The sequence below is a fragment of the Butyrivibrio fibrisolvens genome (assembly GCF_023206215.1).
Classification (GTDB): domain Bacteria; phylum Bacillota; class Clostridia; order Lachnospirales; family Lachnospiraceae; genus Butyrivibrio; species Butyrivibrio fibrisolvens_C.
Genome location: NZ_CP065800.1, coordinates 2,251,061 through 2,274,598 on the forward strand (window position 1 = coordinate 2,251,061; position 23,538 = coordinate 2,274,598).

12 protein-coding genes are annotated in these 23,538 nt (G+C 42.1%); 10 read left to right on the forward strand and 2 right to left on the reverse strand.

From position 1 onward, the window contains the following. The first annotated feature begins 16 nt into the window (after window positions 1-16). The 5 genes from ilvD to I7804_RS09315 all read left to right on the forward strand — a co-directional run bounded on the left by ilvD (window position 17) and on the right by I7804_RS09315 (window position 9,971). Window positions 17-1,690 carry a dihydroxy-acid dehydratase gene (gene ilvD / locus I7804_RS09295; protein WP_248403078.1) on the forward strand — a complete coding sequence of 558 codons (1,674 nt, stop codon included), beginning with the start codon at window positions 17-19 and terminating at the stop codon, window positions 1,688-1,690. Between the two features lie 121 nt (window positions 1,691-1,811). Beyond that, on the forward strand, window positions 1,812-3,485 hold the full coding sequence (gene ilvB, locus I7804_RS09300; RefSeq protein ID WP_022752888.1) for a biosynthetic-type acetolactate synthase large subunit: 1,674 nt from the start codon (window positions 1,812-1,814) through the stop codon (window positions 3,483-3,485). 228 nt (window positions 3,486-3,713) lie between these two features. Next, complete coding sequence (locus I7804_RS09305) at window positions 3,714-5,534, forward strand: family 43 glycosylhydrolase (protein ID WP_248403080.1); 1,821 nt, start codon at window positions 3,714-3,716, stop codon at window positions 5,532-5,534. Between the two features lie 30 nt (window positions 5,535-5,564). Further along, complete coding sequence (locus I7804_RS09310; protein WP_248403082.1) at window positions 5,565-8,288, forward strand: glycoside hydrolase family 2 TIM barrel-domain containing protein; 2,724 nt, start codon at window positions 5,565-5,567, stop codon at window positions 8,286-8,288. A 285-nt stretch (window positions 8,289-8,573) separates the two neighbouring features. Next, complete coding sequence (locus I7804_RS09315; protein WP_248403084.1) at window positions 8,574-9,971, forward strand: MFS transporter; 1,398 nt, start codon at window positions 8,574-8,576, stop codon at window positions 9,969-9,971. Between the two features lie 228 nt (window positions 9,972-10,199). On the opposite strand, the gene I7804_RS09320 is transcribed toward I7804_RS09315, so the two are convergent. Further along, a complete protein-coding gene (locus tag I7804_RS09320; RefSeq protein WP_248403086.1) occupies window positions 10,200-11,342 on the reverse strand; it encodes an AraC family transcriptional regulator in 1,143 nt (380 codons plus the stop codon). 895 nt (window positions 11,343-12,237) lie between these two features. On the opposite strand from I7804_RS09320, the gene I7804_RS09325 reads away from it, so the two are divergent. Together I7804_RS09325 and pgmB are read left to right on the forward strand one after the other, a co-directional pair. Beyond that, the gene (locus I7804_RS09325; protein ID WP_248403088.1) at window positions 12,238-13,926 is read left to right on the forward strand and encodes a glycoside hydrolase family 3 protein; all 1,689 of its coding nucleotides are present in this window, start codon (window positions 12,238-12,240) and stop codon (window positions 13,924-13,926) included. 170 nt (window positions 13,927-14,096) lie between these two features. Then, window positions 14,097-14,729 (forward strand): beta-phosphoglucomutase, encoded by a 633-nt coding sequence (gene pgmB / locus I7804_RS09330; RefSeq protein ID WP_027219085.1) that lies wholly within the window; start codon window positions 14,097-14,099, stop codon window positions 14,727-14,729. Here the strand turns inward: pgmB and I7804_RS09335 are convergent. Then, complete coding sequence (locus tag I7804_RS09335) at window positions 14,689-15,615, reverse strand: AraC family transcriptional regulator (protein ID WP_248403090.1); 927 nt, start codon at window positions 15,613-15,615, stop codon at window positions 14,689-14,691. The genes pgmB and I7804_RS09335 overlap by 41 nt on opposite strands. Before the next feature lie 136 nt (window positions 15,616-15,751). On the opposite strand from I7804_RS09335, the gene I7804_RS09340 reads away from it, so the two are divergent. From I7804_RS09340 to glgB, 3 genes are all read left to right on the forward strand, one after another. After that, a complete protein-coding gene (locus I7804_RS09340) occupies window positions 15,752-19,117 on the forward strand; it encodes a DUF5107 domain-containing protein (protein ID WP_248403092.1) in 3,366 nt (1,121 codons plus the stop codon). 140 nt (window positions 19,118-19,257) lie between these two features. Continuing rightward, entirely contained in the window at window positions 19,258-20,757 is a 1,500-nt protein-coding gene (locus tag I7804_RS09345; protein ID WP_248403094.1) for a L,D-transpeptidase, read from the forward strand. 151 nt (window positions 20,758-20,908) lie between these two features. Beyond that, window positions 20,909-23,512 carry a 1,4-alpha-glucan branching enzyme gene (gene glgB / locus I7804_RS09350; RefSeq protein WP_248403096.1) on the forward strand — a complete coding sequence of 868 codons (2,604 nt, stop codon included), beginning with the start codon at window positions 20,909-20,911 and terminating at the stop codon, window positions 23,510-23,512. The last annotated feature ends 26 nt before the right edge of the window (window positions 23,513-23,538 follow it).

The window sequence follows — 23,538 nt, forward strand, 5'->3', positions numbered from 1 at the left end:
AACAGGAGAAAAGACTATGAACAGTGACAGAGTTTTAAGAGGACTGCAGCAGGCACCTCACAGAAGTTTGTTTAATGCACTTGGTTTTACAGAAGAAGAGAAAAGAAAGCCTCTTATCGGAATTGTGAGCTCTCAAAGTGATATCATTCCGGGTCATATGGAACTGCAGAGAATCGCTGAAGCTGTCAAGCTCGGCGTAGCTGAAGCCGGCGGAATGCCTGTAGTAGTTCCTGCTATCGCAGTGTGCGACGGAATTGCGATGGGACATATCGGAATGAAGTATTCTCTTGTTACAAGAGATCTTATAGCAGACTCTACAGAGTGTCTGTGCAAGGCTCATGGCTTCGATGCCATGGTCATGATACCTAACTGTGATAAGAATGTACCGGGACTACTGATGGCTGCGGCACGTTGCAATATACCTACTATATTCGTTTCAGGCGGACCTATGCTTGCAGGACATGTTGATGGTCGTAAGAGATCTCTTTCATCTATGTTCGAAGCTGTTGGCGAGGTTACTGCCGGCAAGATCAGTGATGATAAGCTTCTTGAGTACGAAGAGAAGGTATGCCCTACTTGCGGAAGCTGCTCTGGTATGTACACAGCCAATTCAATGAACTGCCTGACAGAAGCTATCGGTATGGGTCTTAGAGGCAATGGTACGATCCCGGCAGTATACTCTGCAAGAATCCGTCTTGCCAAGAAGGCTGGCTACAAGATCATGGAACTCTTGGAAAAGGATATAAAGCCAAGAGATATCATGACCAAAGAAGCCTTTGAGAATGCTCTTGCCATGGATATGGCACTTGGCTGCTCTACTAATACAATGCTTCATATCCCTGCTATCGCTCATGAAGCAGGTGTTGATATCAATATGGAATATGCCAACGAGATCTCTGACAGAACACCTAATCTGTGCCACCTCGCACCTGCAGGTCCTACATATATGGAAGACCTTAACGAGGCAGGCGGTGTATATGCTGTAATGAAGGAACTTACCAAGAAGAATCTCATCCATACAGATCTTCTTACATGTACAGGCAAGACTGTAGGAGAGAACCTTGAAGGCGTTGAGAATCTCAATCCTGAGGTTATAAGACCTATTGATAATCCATATCTTCCAAACGGCGGTATTGCAGTACTTAAGGGTAATCTTGCACCTGATACAGGTATTGTAAAGAGGTCTGCAGTAGCTCCCGAAATGATGGTTCATGAAGGTCCTGCGAGAGTATTCGACTGTGAAGAAGATGCTATTGCAGCTATCCTTGGCGGCAAGATCGTAGACGGAGACGTAGTTGTTATAAGATATGAAGGACCTAAGGGCGGACCTGGTATGAGAGAGATGCTCAATCCTACATCTGCAATTGCCGGTATGGGACTTGGATCTACAGTTGCCCTTATTACAGATGGCAGATTCTCAGGAGCAAGCAGAGGAGCTTCTATAGGACATGTATCTCCGGAAGCTGCAGTAGGCGGACCTATAGCTCTGGTACAGGAAGGCGATATCATCTCAATCGATATCAATAACAATTCTCTTAACATGAAAGTATCTGATGAAGAGCTTGCTAAGAGAAAGGCAGCATGGAAGCCAAGACAGCCTAAGATCACAGATGGCTATCTTGCCCGCTATCAGAAGCTCGTTACAAGCGGTAATACAGGCGCTATCCTTAAAGTTCCGGATGTTGAATAGGGCACATAGAAGTCCATCCATGGACTTCTAAGAATGTGCTTAATACATCCTGTATAGGGCGCATAAAGTTTTTTTACGTTTATATCACAGAATTAATACTTGTTATAAGGAGTACAGTACAATGGTCTTAAATGGTGCAGAAATCGTTCTTAAATGTCTTAAGGAGCAGGGGGTAGATACTGTATTTGGATACCCGGGCGGAACGATTCTTAATATTTATGACGAATTATATAAGCATTCGGATGAGTTTTGCCATATCCTTACAAGCCATGAGCAGGGTGCTGCTCATGCAGCTGACGGATATGCAAGATCCACCGGCAAGGTTGGAGTCTGCATGGCTACATCAGGCCCCGGATCTACCAATCTGGTAACAGGAATAGCAACAGCATATATGGATAGCGTACCGATGGTTGCTATCACCTGCAATGTTAATCTTCCCGCACTTGGTAAGGATTCCTTCCAGGAGGTTGACATCAACGGTATCACAATGCCTATTACCAAGCACGGATTCATCGTCAAGGATGTTAAGAAGCTTGCTGATACATTAAGAAGAGCATTTGAGATTGCAAGATCAGGCCGTCCAGGACCTGTAGTAGTTGACATTACGAAGGATGTTACTGCTGCCAAATGTGATTATACACCGGCTCAGATCTCTGAACCCAAGACTAAGAAGGAATATTCCAAGGAAGACATAGAGAAAGTCGCTGCAATGATAGCTAAATCCAAACGTCCATTTATCTATGTCGGCGGCGGAGCAATCATATCAGGCGCTCATGAGGAAGTCAGAGAGCTTGCAAAGAGGATTCAGGCTCCTGTATGCGATACTCTTATGGGTAAAGGTGCCTTCGATGGTACAGATGAGCTCTATACTGGAATGATCGGTATGCATGGAACCAAGACTTCAAACTATGGTGTCAGCAAGTGTGACCTTCTGCTGACCTGCGGTGCCAGATTCTCAGACAGAGTAATAGGCAATCCTAAGGCATTTGCCAAGGGTGCTAAGATCGTACAGTTCGATATAGATGCTGCTGAGATCAATAAGAATATCAAGACAGATGCTTCTATAGTTGGTGATCTTAAAGAGATCCTTACTGATCTTCTTGAAGTTTTGAAACCGGGCAAGCATGACGAGTGGCTCTCCGAGATCAAGGAGATGGAAGAGGAGTTCCCGCTTTCTTATGACAAGAGTAAGCTTACATGTCCTTATATCATGGAAGAGCTTGATAAGATAACCAAGGGTGGTGCTATCATCACAACAGATGTAGGTCAACATCAGATGTGGGCTGCCCAGTACTATAAGTACAAAAATCCAAGAACTTTCCTTTCAAGTGGCGGTCTTGGAACTATGGGATATGGTCTTGGCGCAGTAATAGGTGCCAAGATGGGCAATCCTGACAAGATCTGTGTCAATATTGCAGGTGACGGATGCTTTAGAATGAACATGAACGAGCTTGCAACTGCCAGCAGATACAATATTCCTATCATCGAGATCATCATTGATAATGAGGTTCTTGGTATGGTACGTCAGTGGCAGAATCTGTTCTATGGTCAGCGTTATTCTCAAACTGTTCTTACTGACAAGGTTGACTACTGCAAGGTTGCTGAGGGTCTTGGATGCAAGGCTATCCGTGTGACCAAGAAGTCTGAGGTTGCAGCTGCGCTTAAGGAAGCTATAAATGCTGGTGGTCCTGTCGTTATCGATGCGGTTATCGAGAAAGATGATAAGGTATATCCGATGGTACCTGCAGGCAAGCCGCTTACGGAAGTATTCGATGCTAGCGATATAGAAGAGTAAATAAAACTTCCCGCTTGTAAGCGGGAAGTTTTTAGTGGGATGAAGCCTTGGCAAGTTGATTGCCGGGGCTTTTTTTATGGGTGAAAGTAAAATGGAGCAATCTGAAAATATGTCGTATTCTTCTTATGTATATATCTTTATGGCAATAATAGAGATGAATATAATGAGTGTAAAATGTATCATTATCTGAAAATATGTAGTATCTATTTTATAAAGAGGAAGGTCTATATGAGCAGAGTATATTGTAATCCGCTTAATTTGCCGTATAAATACAGCTTTCAAAAGCCCAACATGCCTGGGCTTGGAGATGATAAGCTTTCGGTATACAGGGAGGCGGCGGATCCTACGCTGGAATATTTTAAGGGGAGGTATTATCTTTTTCCGTCTATGACTGCGGGTTTTTATGTTAGCAGCAATATGCTTGACTGGGAATATCATGAGCTTGATGCTCCTATTCCTGTTTTTGACTATGCTCCTGATGTTAGGGCGGTGGGAGATTATCTGTATTTCTGCGCATCGAAAAGGAACGAGGTATGTAACTTCTATAGGTCCAAAGATCCTGTTAATGAAGGTTTTGAAGAGATTGAAGGGAGCTTTCCTTTCTGGGATCCGGATTTGTTTCTGGATGATGATGGGAGGATGTACCTGTATTGGGGGTGTTCTAATATTACGCCTATATGGGGAGTTGAACTTGATCCAAGGACTATGAAGCCTGTCTGTGACAAGAAGGTTATGTTCGAAATGGACAATAAGTCAAGGGGCTATGAGCGTATTGGTATGGATCATGTGAGTCCTAAGGCTGGGATGGATTTTGAGAAGGCTGCGGAAGCTATTTTTCAGGATCTTATGAAGATGCCTATGGAACTTAGGCAGAAGGAAGGGCTTACTACTGAGGATGCTGTGAGGAAGCTGGCACGAGGCTTTGCAGGAGATGATCCATATATTGAGGGAGCTTATATGACCAAGCATGATGGGAAGTATTATCTTCAGTATGCTTTTCCGCAGACTCAGACCAATGTATATGGAGATGGTGTTTTAGTAGGGGATAATCCGCTTGGACCTTTTGAATTTGCACGCAATAATCCGTTTAGTTATAAGCCGGGAGGTTTTATTAATGGCGCAGGTCATGGATCTACTATAGCTGATGAAGATGGCAGGTACTGGCATGCGGCGTCGATGTCCATTTCTGTTAATAATGATATGGAGAGAAGACTTGGTTTGTGGAAGGCAGGCTTTGACGCAGATGGCGAGCTTTACTGCGATCAATTTTATGGAGACTGGCCGTCTGATATGGACAAGGAAGCTTTTGAAGAGCCCGAATATATGCTTCTTTCATATGGCAAAAAAGCTTTTGTTTCTTCAGGTGTTGGAGCAGATAAGCTTACAAATGAGGATGTAAAAAACTGGTGGAAGGCGGATTCCAAAACGGGCGAGTGGGCTGTGATAGATCTTGGAGAAGCGATGGATGTTAACTGCATTCAGATAAACTTTGCAGATGACGGGATTAAGGCTAAGATTCCGGAAGGCGCACAGTGTCTTGTTGCACATGAGATCAGATACATAGACAGGGAAAAGCGCCGCACAAGGTGGATACTTGAAGGGTCTTTGGACGGCGGAGATTTTTTTGTAATAGAAGATAAATCAAAGGCAGATACTAATCTGTGCAATGATTTTGTATATAGACCGGAAGGTATAAAGGCAAGGTTCATAAGGCTCACTGTAATAGAGGTGCCTTTTGATCAGAATATCTGTGTGTCCGGTATCAGGGTATTTGGAAAGGGCAATGGCCGGATGCCAGCCAAAGCTGCCGGTGTTAAGGCTGTGATGAAGACTGACATAGATATGCAGGTGTCCTGGAGCAAAGATAACGCTGCAGGCCACAATATTGTATGGGGCTATGCACCGACAAAGCTCTATCACAGTTATCTGGTACTTGGGAGGAATTCCCAGAATATAGGGGCCATCGTAAAGGATTCTCCTATTTATGTACGAGTTGATAGTTTTAACGAAACAGGTATCACACATGGTGATGTGATTAAGATAAGATGACCAAAATAGGTGGTAAGAAAGAGGACATATATGAAGATCAGGAAATGGAATGATAACTGGAAATTCTGGAGCGGCGGAGATTCTTTTGCCTTAGTATGGGGGATACCGGAAAACGCTGTAGATGTAACGCTTCCACACGATGCAATGGCGCTTGAGACGCCGTATGAGGACTGCCCTAACGGGACTAATACCGGATATGCTAAGGGCGCGCTCTATACATATGTAAAAAGATTCTACGTTCCATCATCTGCGTATGCAGGCAAAGATGTAATAGTCAGATTTGAAGGAATATATGAAAAGTCGTCTATCTATGTGAATGAGCAGCTTGTGGGAAGCTGTAACTACGGATATAGCGTAGTAGATGTTAATATTACGGGAGCTTTAAGGCTGGATGCGGAAAATGAGATAAGAGTGATTGTTAGAAATGGGGCTATGCCAAACTCCAGATGGTACAGCGGCGGCGGAATATACAAAGATGTATATATGCTAATAGGAGAAAAGGCTCATATTGCTCCTTATGGCGTTCGTATAAATACGCTTACTCTTGATGATGACAGTGCAGAGATCCTTGTGAAAACAAGAATTGATAATAAAGATAATTCCAGGCTTACGGCTAGTCTTGAGACAAGGATTATAGATCCTTCAGGAAAAGAAGCCGCTTCTGTCAAAGTGCCTGCGCACTTGATGCCTCTTGAAAGTAGAGAGATCATGCAGAGAATCACTGTTACTGATCCAAGCCCATGGTCTGAAGATACTCCGGATCTATATAAATGCGTATCGGTGATTACTTCAGATGACTTTTGTGCTACAGAAAAAGATATAATAATGGATTCTAGCGAAGAGTCATTCGGAATAAGGACTATGTCTTTGGACAAAGTACACGGCCTTAGAGTTAATGGCAAGACTGTAAAGCTCAGAGGTGCCTGCGTCCACCATGACAGCGGGCTTATTGGAGCTGCAACCTATGACAGTGTGATGTACAGGCAGGTTCGCAAGATGAAAGAAGCGGGATTCAATGCTCTTAGAATAGCTCATAACCCTGCTGCGCCTGCGCTTCTTAGAGCCTGTGACAAGCTGGGCGTATATGTTATGGACGAGTTTGTAGATATGTGGACTCGTAACAAAACAGACTATGACTACAGTATGAGCTTTGAGACTGATTGGAAGAAGGACCTTAAGTCCATGATCATGAAGGACTATAATCATCCGTCTGTGATCATGTATTCAATTGGTAATGAGATACCTGAGATAGGTACGGATATAGGTACCCGTATCGGAATAGAGATGAATGCATATGTCAAAGAACTTGATGATAGCAGGTATACAACAGCCGGTATCAACGGCGTATTCGCTGCAGGAGACAAAGTTGGCGAGATAATGCAGGATATAATGAGCGCTGCATGTGATAAAAAGGAGCAAAAATCTGCAAAAGATGTAGAAGGAATAGAAGCTGAAGCAGAAGTTGAAATAGAAGCTGAAACAGAAGCTAAAAGAGATGTTGAAATAGAGAATGAATCAGGGACACAAGAAAATACTGATAGCAAAGCAGATGGAAATGCAGATAATAATGCAGATGGCAATGCTGATGGTAATGTCAATGACTTCATGACAGTTATGGATGCTCACATGGATGAGATCGTCAATCACAAGGCTGTATCCCAAAGACTTGATAACGCCTGCACTTTCCTTGATATAGCAGGGTACAACTACATGACTGCAAGATATGAAAAAGATTATGTAAACAATCCCGACAGGATAATAGTAGGATCAGAGACTTATCCGCCGCAGATAGCAAGGAACTGGGCTGAAATAGAAAAGTACAGTACAGTGATAGGCGACTTCACCTGGACAGGCTGGGATTATATTGGAGAAGCCGGAATAGGTATACCTGCCTATAAGTTTGGCGAGGGAGGCTTTGGCGCTTCATATCCATGCAGATTATCATATGTCGGAGATTTTGATATCACAGGCTTTAGAAGACCCGTTTCTTATTATAGGCAGATAGTCTTCGGGCTTAGAAAAGCGCCTTATATAGCAGTGCAGGATCCTCATCATTACGGTGAAAAAGTCATAACAACGCCATGGGTCATGAGCGATGCCATATCATCATGGACATGGGATATACCTAGAGGAAGCGGCGTTATAGTAGAAGTATACTCGGCCGGAGATGAAGCTGAGCTTATTCTTAACGGCAAGAGCCTTGGCAGAAAAGCTTCAGGCAAAAAGGAAGGATACAGAACACTTTTTGATATAACTTATGAAGAAGGTGAACTGGAAGCTGTCTCATACGAAAACGGCAAAGAGATAGGCAGAGTGTCTCTGGTAACCGCAGGAGAGTTTTCTAAGATTGAAGTGGTCAGGGAACAAAATGACTATAAGGAAAGCTGTAATAATGCTATAGGCAATGGCTCTATAAATATCAAAACCATTGATAAAGCTATGGAGAAAGAAGCGTCATGTGACAATTCTGATTCATATGAAAATATGGAAATAGTATATCTGAATATATCCCTTTGCGACGACGAAGGCAATGTCAACACAGAGTCAGACACAGATATCCATGTCAGCTTGTCAGACAATCTGGAGCTAATGGGCTTTGGCTCAGCAGATCCAAGAGATGTCACAAATTATAAGACTTCAGACACAAGAACCTTTAACGGCAGATGTCAGCTGATAGTACGCCGCCTGGATAATAATAAGGGAATTGTAACCCTGAAAACGGACGAACTAGTAACAGAGTACGAGATAATATAATTTATATGGGCTAGCCATTGCAGGCTCGGCTGCAATGGCTGGCCCGCTTCATTTTTAACCTCATGTCGCGAGTGAAACGAGTGACTAATGGTTCAAATTGGTGGAGCTCGCGACACCAATTTGGGTTTGAAAGTGGAATACTTTCAAACTTACTCATTCTTGCTCATCGTAAAAAATGTCGGATTTGGACAATTATATTACATGGATTCGATGTTTTGATAACTATAAAATGTAATCACATTAAACACACGGGGTATACAGGGTACAAAAAAGGAGAAAACGTTTATGGAGGTTACAATGTCTAAAGATCAGGGAGCACAAAGTGCTAAGAAAGAAGAACATGTAAGCAAAGCCTTTTCATGGTTCCATGCAACATCAGTCAATGGCGGTGCGATGGTCATTGCGGCAGTTATTTCGAGTTATTTTTCCCAGTATATGACAGATCATATGGGGCTGGCAGCAGGAGCGGCTTCACTTATCATGTTCATAGCAACGCTTTGGGATGCTATCAATGACCCGATCATGGGAGTACTTGCAGACAGGACGCATACCAAACTTGGAAGATACAAACCTTATTTTATCTTTGCACCAATTCTTTTAACACTGTTCTCAGTACTTATCTGGGTCAATCCCGGATTCTCTGCAACAGGTAAGTTTATATGGGTGCTTGTGACATACATAGGATACGGCATGACAGTTACTATGTATACAATGCCTCAGATGGCTATCCTTCCGGCAGCTGTTAAGAGCAACCAGAAGAGAAATATGATCATCACAATGGGCGCCGGTACCTGCGCAGCAGCATTTACAATCGGTAATACATTCACACCACAGCTCACAGGATTTTTTACAAATCTTGGATTTAGTAACGGATACATACCGCTTATGATCGTATGCGGCATCCTCTCAGCTGTTTCATTCTGGGGACTTTTTGCAACATCCAAGGAGAGATACCTCCAGCCTGTTAATCAGGGCGAGACTCTTAAGAACCTTAAACTTGTGCTTAAGCATGTAGAGCTTTTCCCTAACATCATCGCATGGATCATGGCTTCAATGGGATATGGACTTATGTTCTCAACTTCAGTTTATTACATGATGTATTACTACATGAGACCAGACCTTATCTCAGTATACATGGGCGTTATCTCTATCGGAGCACTTGTATCAATGGTTGTCCTGATGCCTATTTTCCTTAAGGTATTTAAGACTGGTCAGAGAGCACTTATGGTATCTCAGATCTTATCTATGATCTGCTATATCATTCTTTTCTTCTTTGGTAAAACAAACTTCACATTCCTATGCGTTCTTACATTCATCTCAGCATGCACATCATCAATGCAGAATGCGCTTGTAAATGTACTTGTAAATGACGCGATCGACTATATTCAGCTCAAAGAGGGCATCTCTGCCAACGGCGTTATCTCTTCAATAAAGGGATTTGCCCAGAAGTGCGGCAATACATTTACTAACTCCGGAGTGCTTCTGGTACTGTCACTTTCAGGATATGTAGCCAATGCAATAGGTCAGGAGCCTGAGTCAACATTGTTTGCACTTAACTTCCTGAAGTTCGGCGCACCATGTCTTACAGGTATCATCCTGATCCTGAGCGTTATGTTCAATCCTGTGCACAAATATGCCAAGGAGATCGAAGATATGAAGAGCAAGATGGAAGATGTGGCCTGAACTTAGTTAAGAGATCTGTGCCTTGTTCAGAGGCTTAAGATATGTTCAGGATATCATATGATGTCAAAAGAAACTTGTGATAACTATCTCGTATTATAGTAAAAAAAGAGGCATACTCACATCAAGGAATATGCCTCTTTTTTTAGTGCATCCGACAGCGATTATCTATGATAAGCTAGTCGATATTAGTGTACTGACTCATAAAATCCTGACAATGATTATCAGGGATCAAAGCGAGGGCCGCCTTGGCTGTTCTTCTTTTTGGAATGGTTTGAACTGTTCTTCCTGCGAGTGCTTCTTGCGGTATTCTAAAGGCGATTCCTTGTAGATCCCGCGGAATACTCTTGAGAAGTGATCTGCCGAATTGTAGCCGACCTGATCTGCAATCTGGCTGACTTTCATATTGGTATTAACAAGAAGGTTGATCGCATCATTTATTCGCAGCTCCTTGATAAGATCTGTGAAGCTTCTGCCGGTGTTGTGCTTTATCAAAGTGCTAAGATGAGGCTCGCTGTAGTGGAAGAACTCGGCGAGGGACGAAAGCGTCAGAGTCTGATAATTGTGCTGTATATACTGAAGTATGAGCGAGAAGTCAGTACCCATCTGGTAATTATAGAACTGTATAGTACTGCTGTAGTTTCTCAGAAGCTCTGAAAAAATAAGGTTGACCCAGTTGATACAACAGCTGTTACTATATGTATCGCCTTCGTGGCACTCTAAGAGGGCATTACGCATATAGCTCTTAAGCTTTTTATTTTCCCTGGTAAAAAATAAAAGGTAGTTCTCATGAGAATCATCCTGCAGGATGGTTCTGAAAAAGTGCCCCAAAAGGTCTTTATTGGACAGTAGTGAAAAGAAGTTGGCGTTAAAAGTGCTCTTCCTGATCATAAGTGTATAGACCGTTGACTCATCATCAATAGTGATATCGTGCAAAGAGCCGGGAGCTATCACGCATATCTCGCCGCTTTTTAAAATCAGATCTTCTCCGTTGAAATGGAAGTTGCAGCTGCCTTCTACAACATAATTGATCTCAAAATAGTTGTGACGATGGGGATCACGTCTTGTATATCTTGGATGGCGTATTATGAACACATCACGGCTCTTGGGGATGATGGATCCCTCTTCAACAGTGCTTGTCGCGCTCTCCATAGGTGTAACTGTCAGTATCAGAGAGTCTATGACTTTGTTGAACTCTTCGGTTGTTGACTCGCTGTTCCAGTAGGGCATTACAAGCTCAGGGCGCTCATCAAGGAGCATACCGTTAACTTCAAGATAATTGATCATCTCAATAAACTGAACCTTATTGCCGGACTGATTATAATACCTTCTCATGTGGTTTTGAAACTCACCATAACTAATATACTTATTCATCTCAACCTCTTAGACTTTCCGCTTGGCCTGAGCAGTATCGCCAAAGGATTTGCAGGGACGGGCAGTATATAGATCATTGACATGCTGTTAATCGTTTTATACTTCATGGCACGATATCTGGATCTTTTCATTCTGGGGTCCAAACTCGCTACGCTCAGACATGTGGACCCCGGGCAGAATGAAAATCTCCATCTATCATGCTCATGAAGTTAATAAAACGATTAAAAGCATGCCAATGATCTATATACTGCCCGTCCCTGCAAATCCTTTGTCGATACTGCTCTGGCTAAATGTGAAGTTTAGTTTATCTTAAATATTCAACCTTAAAATAACTTCAAACAATGTAAACTATTGCAAATCAAAGTTAAAAAATCCCTTATCTAATACACCTTATGACAAAGCAAAAGGAAAAAGTGCGTGCTATCAGATATTTATACAATAAACAACCCTAAAAATCAATCTTAAAAAATGTCGGATTATGCTTAAGATTCCCTATGTAGTTACACCCTCTTTTTACATAAAATCTATAAATAACTACCCCCACTTGTCCGGACCGGCATCCTCAAAAGTCTTTACTGGGGCAGGCAGTATATAAATCATTGCCACGCTTTTTAATCGTTTTGTAGAATTCATGAGCGTGATAGCTGGAGGTTTTTATTCTGCCCGGGGTCCACATGTCTGAGCGAAGCGAGTTTGGACCCCAGAATAAAAAGCTTCAGATATCATGCCATGAAGTCTAAAAACGATTAAAGCGTGGCAATGATTTATATACTGCCTGCCCCAGTAAAGACTTTTGAGGATGCCGGTCCGGACAAGTGGGCAACTATAGTCGGCAAACAAACCAACATCCCCTAATACAACGTGTGTTTAATGAATCGAATTTTTAAGGAGCGACATGATTGATTTTAAGGCAAACCCGTTTTTTCTTGACGATGAGAAGATAAGATGGGTTGAAGAGACATATGACAACATGACCCTTGATGAGAAGATCGGACAGCTCTTTTGCCCGATAATCTTCACCAAGGACAAGCAAGAACTGGAAAACTTCATAGACAAGTACCATATCGGCGGAATGCTCTATAGAGAAGGCCCCGGACAAGAGATAAGAGATGCCCACAAGATATTGCAGGAGGCGAGCAAGATCCCGCTTCTTACGGCTTCGAATCTTGAATACGGCGGCAATGGATCAGCTGTAGAAGGTACATATTACGGAAGGCAGATGCTGGTTGCAGCTACTAATGATACGGACAGTGCCTACAGGCTTGGCAAGATTTCCTGCAAGGAAGGAGCAGCAGTTGGAGTTAACTGGGCTTTTGCACCAGTAGTTGATATCGACAGGAACTATCACAATCCGATCATGAATGTCAGGACTTTTGGAGATGATGTTCAAAGGGTTATCGATATGGGAACTGCTTATATAAAGGCGGCAAAAGAGGAAGGCGTTGCAACAGCGGTCAAGCACTTCCCGGGAGACGGAATAGATGAAAGGGATCAGCACCTTCTTACAAGTGTCAATTCTCTGTCTGTATCCAAGTGGGACGAAAGCTACGGCAGGATCTACGAGGCTATGATAGAAGCCGGGACTCTTAGCATCATGGCAGGTCACATAGCACTTCCCTCATATGAAGACTTCTATGAGGGCAAAGAGGTTGATAAAGTGATTCCTGCAACACTGTCTCCAAATCTTCTCAAGAAGCTTCTTAGAGACAAGCTTGGATTTAACGGCCTCATAACTACTGATGCTACACCTATGGTTGGCTTTTGCTGTGCCTGTGACAGAGAGACTGCCGTTCCTATGACTATAGAAAGCGGCTGTGACGTATTTCTTTTTAATAGAAATATAGATGAAGACTATGAATACATGCATAGGGGCTATGAAAAAGGTATATTGTCGGATGCAAGACTCGAAGAAGCAGTCAAGAGGATACTGGCAACCAAGGCTGCCCTTGGACTTAACACTAAGAAGAAAAAAGGCACTCTTGTACCTGACGAGGATGCTCTTAAAGTCCTTAACTGCAAAGAACATGACAGCTGGGCAAGAGAATGTGCGGATAAGGGTGTAACACTTGTTAAGGATACTCAGAATCTTCTTCCTATAAGCCCTGTTAAGCACAAGAGGATCCTTCTTCAGATCCTTGGTGAGTATGAGTCCAATGACAGGGTTCAGAGCTTTTTTGTAGATAAGCTCACTAAGGAAGGCTTCGATGTGACAGTTTATGTCAAAGAAGGCTTTGAAGTAATGGTCGATTCTGTAGCTAAGCTCAAAGAAAGGTATGACCTTGTGATGTACGTGGCTAACATCGAGACAGCGTCCAACCATACTGTAGCCAGGATCAACTGGCATACAATGTTCGGACTTGGAACCAACATGCCCTGGATGGTGTATGAGATGCCTGTCATGTTCATAAGTGTTGGCAATCCTTATCACCTTCTGGATGCGCCTATGGTCAAGACATTCATAAACGGATATTGCAATTCTGAGTATGTTATGTCGGCTGTCATAGACAAGATCATGGGAAGGTCACCTTTTAAGGGCGTGTCACCTATAGATCCTTTCTGCGGAAGGCAGGATCTAAGATTTTAAGGTGTAAAAGAACTTAAAGAACAGAAGAATTTAAAACACAAAAGAATTTAAAGAACAGAAGAATTTAAAGTATAGAAAAATTTGAAACACAAAAGAATTTAAAGTACAAAAGAATTTAAGATACAAAAGAATCCAAAGCATAAACGATTTGGATATAGGAGTAGTATATTTTGAAAGCTTTTATTTTTGACCTAGACGGCGTGATCGTCTTTACAGATAAGTTCCATTATCAGGCATGGAAGAAGATGGCTGACAGGATGGATATATATTTTGACGAGACTATTAATAACAGACTTCGCGGAGTAAGCCGCATGGATTCTCTTGAGATCATACTTGAGAATTATAAAGGCCATAAACTTGGACAGAGGGAAAAAGACCTACTTGCGGCTGAAAAAAATGATAACTATAGAAAACTTCTTGAGACCATGACACCTGATGATGTAAGCACAGACGTAAGGAATACTCTCAAAGAGTTAAGGCATAGGGGATATAAGCTTGCCATAGGATCATCAAGTAAGAATACCAAATTCATACTTGAAAGAGTAGGACTTATGGACGCATTTGATGCAATCTCTGACGGCACCAATATCACAAAGTCAAAACCTGATCCGGAGGTCTTCTTAAAGGCTGCCGAGTATATCGGTGAAAGCCCCAAAGACTGCTACGTAGTTGAGGATGCATATTCAGGAATCGATGCTGCAGAAGCTGGTGGCATGACATCTGTAGGCATCGGCGATGCAGCAGGCTATGACAAGACAGACATCAAGATTCAAAAGTTTTCTGATATCCTGAGCCTTTCCTGAACTGATTGGGAGTAATGCCTTCTCTTTGCCTGAAGCAGTAGCAGAAGGCACTCTCATCCTCAAATCCGCAGGCATAGGCAATCTCTGATATTGTCATGCTTGTATTAAGAAGATTATATTTGGCAGCTAAGATGCGTGTTGATATGAGAAACTGGTGCGGACTTACACCGGTTTCTTTTTTGAATTTTCTGGCAAAATAGTATGGAGAAAAACCCGCAATCTCTGCCATCTGATCAAGAGATATATCTTTTGAAAAGTTATCTGAAAGATACGCAGTGACTTTCTTGATGCCATCCTGAACGGAAGTAACCGTATGATCATGAAAAGACATCAGTTCAAGAAGGATGTTGTTTATTATAAGACTCATGGATGCTTCGCTTACTAACTCATGCTTTTCAAAAGAATCATACAGCTTTAATAGCTCTCTGCGTATCATGCTGCAATTTGGCATAGAAATGATAGCTGAGCCTGGGACAGATATAGCACTTGATGAATCACTTACCAATATTCTATCTTCGAGCTCTTCATTAGCCCTTCCCATGAGCAAGTATTCAAAATAACTTCCTGCCATAGCGCCGTCAAAATGCATCCACAATGCCTTGCATCCGGAACCGCTCTTATAAGCATGAGGCTTATAACAGTCTATGATAACTACATCTCCTTTTCTAGCAGTCTGGTACCTTTCCTCGAGCAATATTTCCATAGAGCCGCTTTCTATAAGAATAATAAGATAGCTGTCGTAACGGCTTCTTGTAAGGGTATATGAAGGCATATATTCAAAACGCCCTATTACAGTAGGATACAGGAATAATTTGCGCGCCAAGGCTGTCGGAGTATACAAAAAGTATTGAGAATCCTTCGTGATATTTTGTTCTGTAGAATACATCGAAGCTCTCCTTTTATATAGAGCAATTTTTTTACATTATAAGGCAATATTCTTAATTGTTAAATATCTATATGGTAAGTATGATTTATTAAGAACTTAAACTTAACCGCATGTCGCGACTAAAAAAGGAGGCATCATGGATACAGTAAATATTTGGGAAGAGAAGGTTGAGATTCCAACGTATGACATTGGAGAGCCTGACATCAATCCAATGTTTCTTGAAAAGAGAGTGTATCAGGGCAGCAGCGGCAAGATCTATCCCTATCCTGCAACATCTGAGATCAAAAGAGAAAAGAAAAATAAGATCTGGAACGTTGTTTTCCTTGAAAATAAATATCTTAAAGTCATGGTCATGCCGCAGCTTGGCGGCAGAATCCAAAGAGCCTATGACAAGACCAATGGCTATGACTTCGTATATTACAATCATGTGATAAAGCCTGCGCTTGTGGGACTTACAGGCCCCTGGATATCAGGCGGCATAGAGTTCAACTGGCCTCAGCATCACAGACCCACAACATATATGAAGGTCGAGCACAAGATAAGGGACAACGCTGACGGCTCTAAATCGCTTCTTCTTGGAGATGTAGACAGGATGTATGGCACAAGGGTCATTACAGCTATAACACTATATCCTGACAAGGCATATATTGAGATTGAAGGCCAGCTCTATAACAGAACGCCACTTCCGCAGACTTTCCTGTGGTGGGCCAACCCTGCTGTGTCTGTCAATGACAACACCCAGTCAGTGTTCCCGCCTGATGTACACTCTGTCTATGACCATGGCAAAAGAGCTGTATCAAGATTCCCAATTGCTACCGGCGTATATTATAAGCATGATTACAGCCAGGGCGTTGATATCTCAAGATATAAGAATATACCTGTGCCGACTTCCTATATGGCAGAGCGTTCTGATTTTGACTTTGTAGGCGGCTATGATTATGGCAGGGAGGCAGGACTTTTGCATGTAGCTGATCATCACATATCTCCCGGCAAGAAGCAGTGGACATGGGGGTGCGGAGACTTTGGCAAGGCCTGGGACAGGAACCTTACTGATGCAGACGGCCCTTATATAGAACTGATGACAGGTGTATACTGTGACAACCAGCCTGATTTTGCCTGGCTTATGCCCTATGAGGAGAAGAAGTTCAGGCAGTACTTCATACCATACAAGAAAGCGGGATATATCAAGAATGCAAGTATAGATGCGGCAGTTAATCTGGAAGTATCTGATGATAATATAGAAGCTATCGTCTATGCAAGCAGTGAACTTGAAGATGCAAGAGTTATTATTACCAATAATAATAAAATCATACTGGATGAAAAGACCTCAATATCTCCTGAAAATGTATATACCAAAAATATACCTGCTAAAAATGCTGACAGATATAAGGTTAAGATAACTGTCTATAATGAAGGCAAAGAACTTGTCTCTTATCAGGAGAAAGACTATGGGATACCTAAACTGGCCGAGCCTGCAAGACCTGCCAAAAAGCCTGAGGATATCATGACTAATGAGGAATTGTACCTTACGGGAAGACATATCGAGCAGTACCGTCATGCGACCTGGCTTCCTGATGGATACTATCTTGAGGGACTTAAAAGGGATGAAGGAGATATACGTATCAACAATGCATATGGACTTCTTTTATTAAGAAGAGGTGAATTTGCCAAGTCTGAGAAGCACTTCAGGAAGGCAATTGACAGACTGACTTTATTAAATCCCAATCCTTATGATAGCGAAGCATATTACAACCTCGGTCTGTCACTCTTTTACCAAGGAAAAGAGAATGAAGCTTACGATGCCTTCTATAAGGCAACCTGGACCAGTGCCCAGCAGGAGATGGCTTATTACTATCTTGCAGTCATTGATTGCAGAAGAGGTGAGTACGACAGGGCGCTTGACCTGATCGAAAAAGGGCTTGTTAAGAATGCTCATAATATAAAGGCAAGAGGCCTTAAAGCTACGCTTCTTAGTATACTAAATAGAAATAAAGAATCTATTGAGTATATAGATGAAAACCTTAAGGTTGATGCCTTTGACTTTGTTTCCAGATTCCTGAAGATGGCGACTGAGCTTCGGGAAGCGGCGGCAGCAGATGAGAATGTTTTAGAAACAGATAAGAAGGAGAAGTGCAAGAATTATAAAGAAGAGCATGTAGAAGAATATATAAAAGATCATAAAGAAGAATATAAAGAAGTAGTCACAGGGGATATAGAGAACTTCCTCCAGACAGCCCGAGATTTTGCCGAATATGGTCTTTATGAATATGCCGCAAGGGTCCTTTCATTATGCAAGCAGGATAGCCCTTTGAAGCACTATTACAGAGCATACTATCTTGATAAACTTGCCGGACATGATGAGGCACATAAGGAACTGCTCCTTGCGCAGGAAGCATCCTTCAAATACTGCTTCCCTAACAAACTTGAAGATATCCTGGTATTGGAAAGGTGTATAGAACTGTATCCTCAAGGCTCAAAAGCTTACTATTATCTGGGATGCCTGTATTATGACAAGCTTGGATATAACAAAGCAGTGGATCTGTGGGAGAAGTCAGGAAATCTTGATGACAGCTTCCCAACGCTCTATAGGAACCTGTCTATAGCTTATTACAACAAAAAAGGCGACAAGGATAAGGCCAGAGAGTGCATGGAGAGAGCTTTTGAACTTAATAAGAGCGATGCAAGAGTTTTCTTAGAGCTTGATCAGTTATATCAAAGACTTGGAGTAGACGCTGCAAAGCGCCTCGAGCTATTTGAAGATAATATATCTCTTATAGAAAAAAGAGACGATTTATATACCGAGTATGTGACCCTTCTTAATATGTGCAGGCAGTATGAAAAGGCCTACGACATGATAATGCGGCATGATTTCCAGACCTGGGAAGGCGCCGAAGGCAAGATAACAACCCAGTACAAATTATCACTATATATGATGGCAAGAGGTAAGTTGCGTGATGATAAGCCGGAAGAAGCTGCAAGCCTTATTAACAAGGCACTCTCATATCCTGACAACCTTGGCGAAGGAAGACTCGAAGGAACCAAAGACAATAATCTATATTACCTTCTTGGAAAATGTTATAAAGCTATGGGTGAGATTGAGAAAGCTGCCGAATGCTTTAGAAAAGCTACACTTGGCGAAAGCGAGCCTGCCGGCATGATGTACTACTATGACCAGCCGGCAGATATGATACTCTATCAGGGACTTGCTTATGGAGAACTTGATGACATTGGCAATGCTAATACCAGATTCTATAAACTCCTTGATTACGGTGAACATCACGAGGGCGATAAGTTCGTAATGGATTACTTCGCAGTATCAATGCCGGATATGTCTGTGTTTGATGCAGATATGGATCTAAAGAACAAAGTCCATTGTTACTACCTCATGGGCCTTGGCAACATGGGTCTTGGACACATTCCGGAAGCTGCAAAATGGTTTAATAAAGCTCTGCAACTTGACGTAAACCATCAGCTTGCATCCTTGTATCTTGAGATGTGCTAAGTGATAGAGCTGCAGCATTTTACATATGGCTTTCTCGGTTAGTAAAGATTTTGAGCTGAGATGAAAACGGCATAACTAAATATCGGTAAATAATCGAAAAATAGATAATAAAAACTTTTTAATTGTGGTATCATGAGTATATGAAAACTATAATTAAATGGTCAAGTGGTATTTTAATAGGGATCGTGATAGTGGCTGCAGCCGTTTATATGGCTCTGGCAGTCTATTATCACGACCGTTTTGTTTTTGGGACATGGGCTCAGGGACATTATATTACAGGCCTGTCTGTTAGTAAGGCAGCAGAGCTTCTAAACAACGAGTATGAACCCTGTGACATCACGGTTACAGATTTAGAGGGTCAGGAGTACATAGTCAGAGCTTCTGATGTTAATATTAAAGCAGATTATACCAAGTCCCTGCAGGCGGCTTTTGACAATCAGAATGTGATCAGCTGGATCTATCATCTTGTTAATGGCAAGGAGCTTACTATGGCCGCTGATATAACATATGACAAAGAGAAGCTCCGGAACATAGTATCCTCCTGGTCTATGTTCGATCTTAAAGAAGAGGACAGAACTATAGAAATAGTAAACATAGTTGATGAAGGTTATCAGCTTATTGATACTACAGGAGACGTACCTGTATATGACGAGATACTCAAGCAGGTCGAAATAGCATTAAGAAGCGGAAGCAGCAATCTTGATCTTGGCTTGCTGGATTCATGTTACAAAGAGCTTGAGCTTACTGATGAAATGAAGTCTGTCAGGAAGACTTTTGAAAAGATAAGTAAGATCCAGGATATAGGAATAGTATATAAATTTGGAGATGATGAAATAGAGCTTAGCGGATCTTTTATGAGCAGTGCCATAGTTACAGAAGATATGGCGCCGGATCTAAAGTCTCAAAAGCCCAAGAAGAATCAGCCGGGGAGTGGCAACTTTATTGTTGGCGGCAAGGAAACATCTTTTCCCAAAGAATATTATATAGAGAATGGATTTGCAGTAGATAATGCGGGCAACATCATCGTAAGCGAATCTGCGCTATATGAAGGTGTGCAGGAACTATGCGGTCAGTATAGTACTGTGGGCGGCAGCAGGTCTTTTTACACCAGTAGAGGTAAGACTATAACAATTGACGGCGGAACTTATGGCAATAAGATAGATAGTAATAATGAGTTTGAATATCTGATAAGTTCTATCATAAAAGGGATCAAAGAGACTCACGAACCTACCTATAAACAGGTGGCTGCAAGTAAAGGCTCTGATGATATAGGCAATACCTATGTGGAGATCAGTATAGAGGATCAGCATCTGTATTATTATAAAGATGGGATCCTGATGCTTAGCTGCGATATTGTTACAGGCAATGTGGCAAGAGGAAGAGATACTCCCACAGGTGTATTCTATGTATATGGCAAGGCTAGAAACAGATATCTAAGAGGCAGAGGCTATGTGTCTTTTGTCAAATTCTGGATGCCTGTTTACAAGGGCGTTGGAATGCACGATGCGTCCTGGCGGGATGAGTTCGGAGGAGATATATACCAAAACGAAGGTTCTCATGGCTGCATCAATCTTCCTACAGATAAGGCAGAAGAACTTTATGGTTATGTCGAAATAGGTACTCCGGTTGTGATATACTGATCATTACATTAATGATTCTTGTTTTTTTCGATGTAAGTGTGCAAGTTATGTGATAATATATTACTGAATCTTTAAAGCGTTCTGTATTATTTATGTTCTTTAGTTTTTTCAGCACCACAATAAAAAAGAAGTTGAAACGGAGGAAAACCACGTGAACAACAGACTTTATAAGTTGATGAATTGGCCGGAAATTGAGGAGATAATTTATTCGGACGGACACGATCCGCATCGTATTCTTGGAGCACATAAGGTTGGGAATTCTGTTCTGATTCAGACATTTCGTCCTGATTATGCAGAGGTCAAAGTAGTATCATCTGATGGCAAGACTTACAAGATGGATCTTGAGGATGATGCGGGATTCTATGCAGCTTTGCTGCCATACAAGGCAGGATTCTCCTATCATTACGTATTGGTAGATCAGACCGGTAAGGAGACTGTATCTCATGATCCATATGTGTATGAGCCTCTTATAACAAGGGAGGATTGTATCAAGTTTTCAAGCGGTATGCATGATACGATCTATGACAAGCTTGGTGCTCATATGATGAAAAGAGATGGAGTAGAGGGTGTAAACTTTGCAGTGTGGGCGCCCGATGCTGCCAGAGTATCGGTAATAGGAGACTTTAATAACTGGGATGGCCGTATACATCAGATGAGGAGAGTAGATGAGAGCGGTATCTATGAACTTTTTATTCCTGATGTAACTGAAGGTCATGAGTATCAGTTTGAGTGTAAGACAAGAGGCGGAGAGATATTCCTTCGTCCCGATCCGTATGCTACAAGAACCAAAGATTATAAAGCTGAGGTGTCTGTAGTTGCTGCGGCTCCTTCATATAAGTGGGATGACAAGGCATGGATGACTCAGAGGAAGACTTATGACAAAACAGGCAGCGCCCTTTCTATAGTAGAGCTATCTCTTGACGGATTTGCACAGACTGCATTTGAAGATAATGAAGATGTTACATATGCAGCTTTGGCAGCTCGTGTGATCCATTATGTTAAGGCCAATGGTTTTAATGCTATAGAGCTTCTTCCTGTATGTGAGCATGATGAAATTCACAAATTCGATGTTAACAGTTTCTATGCGATAAAAGGTGAGTACGGAACAGCAGAGGATTTCATGGGATTTATAGATGCCTGCCACAAGGAAGGTATACGTGTTATCCTTGACTGGACAGCTACTTATTTTCCCAAAAGAGATTATGGACTGTCCTACTTCGATGGCCATGCTCTCTACGAGTATGAGGATCCCGGCAAGGGAACCCAGCCTGGAACTCATCGTCTGATATTCGACTACGGACGCAAGCAGGTAACCAATTTCCTGTATGCTAATGCTTTATACTTATTAAAAGAATTCCATATTGATGGTTTACGTATCACAGATATATCAAAAGTATTGTATCTGGATTATGACAGAAAGCCCGGCGAGTGGACTCCTAATATCTACGGCGGATATGAGAACCTTGAAGCTGTAGAGTTTATGAGAGAACTCACACAAAAGGTCAATCAGCTGGATCAGGGAATCCTTCTTATCACCAAGGAGACAGCATGCTGGCCGCATCTTACAGATACTGTTGAAGAGGGCGGACTGGGATTTGACTACAAGTGGAACAATGGATGGTCACATGACTGTCTTGAGTATATGAAGTATGATCCTATCTTCAGGGGTCAGCATCACAATGAGCTTACATTCTCTATGATGTATTCATATACAGAGAAGTTCATACTGGCTCTGTCACATGAAGATGTCGGCGGATATCCTTTCCTTAAAGAGATGATGCCTGGTGATGATGACCAGAAGGAGTCCAATGTCAGACTGATACTTGCTTATATGATGGTTCATCCCGGCAAGAAGATGCTCTATCATGGCAGAAATGCTGTATCTATGGAGCGCGGCCTTCAGATGGAGAACTTCATATACAAGCTCAATATGATGTATTTCGATCATCCGGCACTTTATGAGCTTGATGATGTGACTGATGGCTTTGAATGGATCAACTCGATGGCAGCAGATCTGTGCATGCTTGCTTTTGTCAGAAAGAGCAGCAAGGACGAGGAAGAGCTTCTTGTAGTCATGAACATGGCTGGTGTTGAGAGAGAGTTCAGAGTAGGCGTCAACCACGATGGACGCTATGAAGAAATTCTTAATACAGATGCCAAGGATTTTGGCGGAAGCGGCGTAGTCAATGACAGGAAGATCGAGGCTGAGCTTATAGAAGCTGATGGCCGCAAGTATAGCGTGCCTGTTAAGCTTGCACCTCTTTCACTTGCAGTATTTTCTTACATTCCTTATACAGATAAGGAGAAGAAGATCCGTAAGATCAGAGAAGAGGCTCATGAGAAGAAGATAGCAGAGCAGGAGAAGAGCCGCTCACTTCTTCTTAGTAAGCATGAGAAGGAAGAGGCAAGGATGCTTGCTGAGCTTAAGGCCAAATACGAGAAGGAACTTGCCCAGCAGCAGAAGGCAATAGAAGAAAAGTATGACAAGATCGAAGAGGAAAGGATCTTTGCTATAGTATCTGATGCTGCTATAGAGAAGCTCGCTGAGACAGGTACCAATGAAGATGGCTCCAATAAGGGAACTTCTGATAAGAAGGCTCCAAAGAAAGCTGTTAAGAAGGTAACTAAGAAGAGCACTATCACCAAGTTCCCTGAAGGAAAAGATGTAAAGAAGCCTGCAGCAAAGAAGAGCACTTCCAAGAAGACATCATCTTCAAAGGGTAGCAAGAAGAAAGACACAGGTGATAAAAACTGAATAGGTCTATTTGAAATAATGAAATA

Bases quoted from the DNA above. Each gene is read 5' to 3' on its own strand.
- ilvD (WP_248403078.1), top strand. From the start codon at position 17: ATGAACAGTGACAGAGTTTTAAGAGGACTGCAGCAGGCACCTCACAGA.
- ilvB (WP_022752888.1), top strand. From the start codon at position 1,812: ATGGTCTTAAATGGTGCAGAAATCGTTCTTAAATGTCTTAAGGAGCAG.
- I7804_RS09305 (WP_248403080.1), top strand. From the start codon at position 3,714: ATGAGCAGAGTATATTGTAATCCGCTTAATTTGCCGTATAAATACAGC.
- I7804_RS09310 (WP_248403082.1), top strand. From the start codon at position 5,565: ATGAAGATCAGGAAATGGAATGATAACTGGAAATTCTGGAGCGGCGGA.
- I7804_RS09315 (WP_248403084.1), top strand. From the start codon at position 8,574: ATGGAGGTTACAATGTCTAAAGATCAGGGAGCACAAAGTGCTAAGAAA.
- I7804_RS09320 (WP_248403086.1), bottom strand. From the start codon at position 11,342: ATGAATAAGTATATTAGTTATGGTGAGTTTCAAAACCACATGAGAAGG.
- I7804_RS09325 (WP_248403088.1), top strand. From the start codon at position 12,238: ATGATTGATTTTAAGGCAAACCCGTTTTTTCTTGACGATGAGAAGATA.
- I7804_RS09335 (WP_248403090.1), bottom strand. From the start codon at position 15,615: ATGTATTCTACAGAACAAAATATCACGAAGGATTCTCAATACTTTTTG.
- I7804_RS09340 (WP_248403092.1), top strand. From the start codon at position 15,752: ATGGATACAGTAAATATTTGGGAAGAGAAGGTTGAGATTCCAACGTAT.
- I7804_RS09345 (WP_248403094.1), top strand. From the start codon at position 19,258: ATGAAAACTATAATTAAATGGTCAAGTGGTATTTTAATAGGGATCGTG.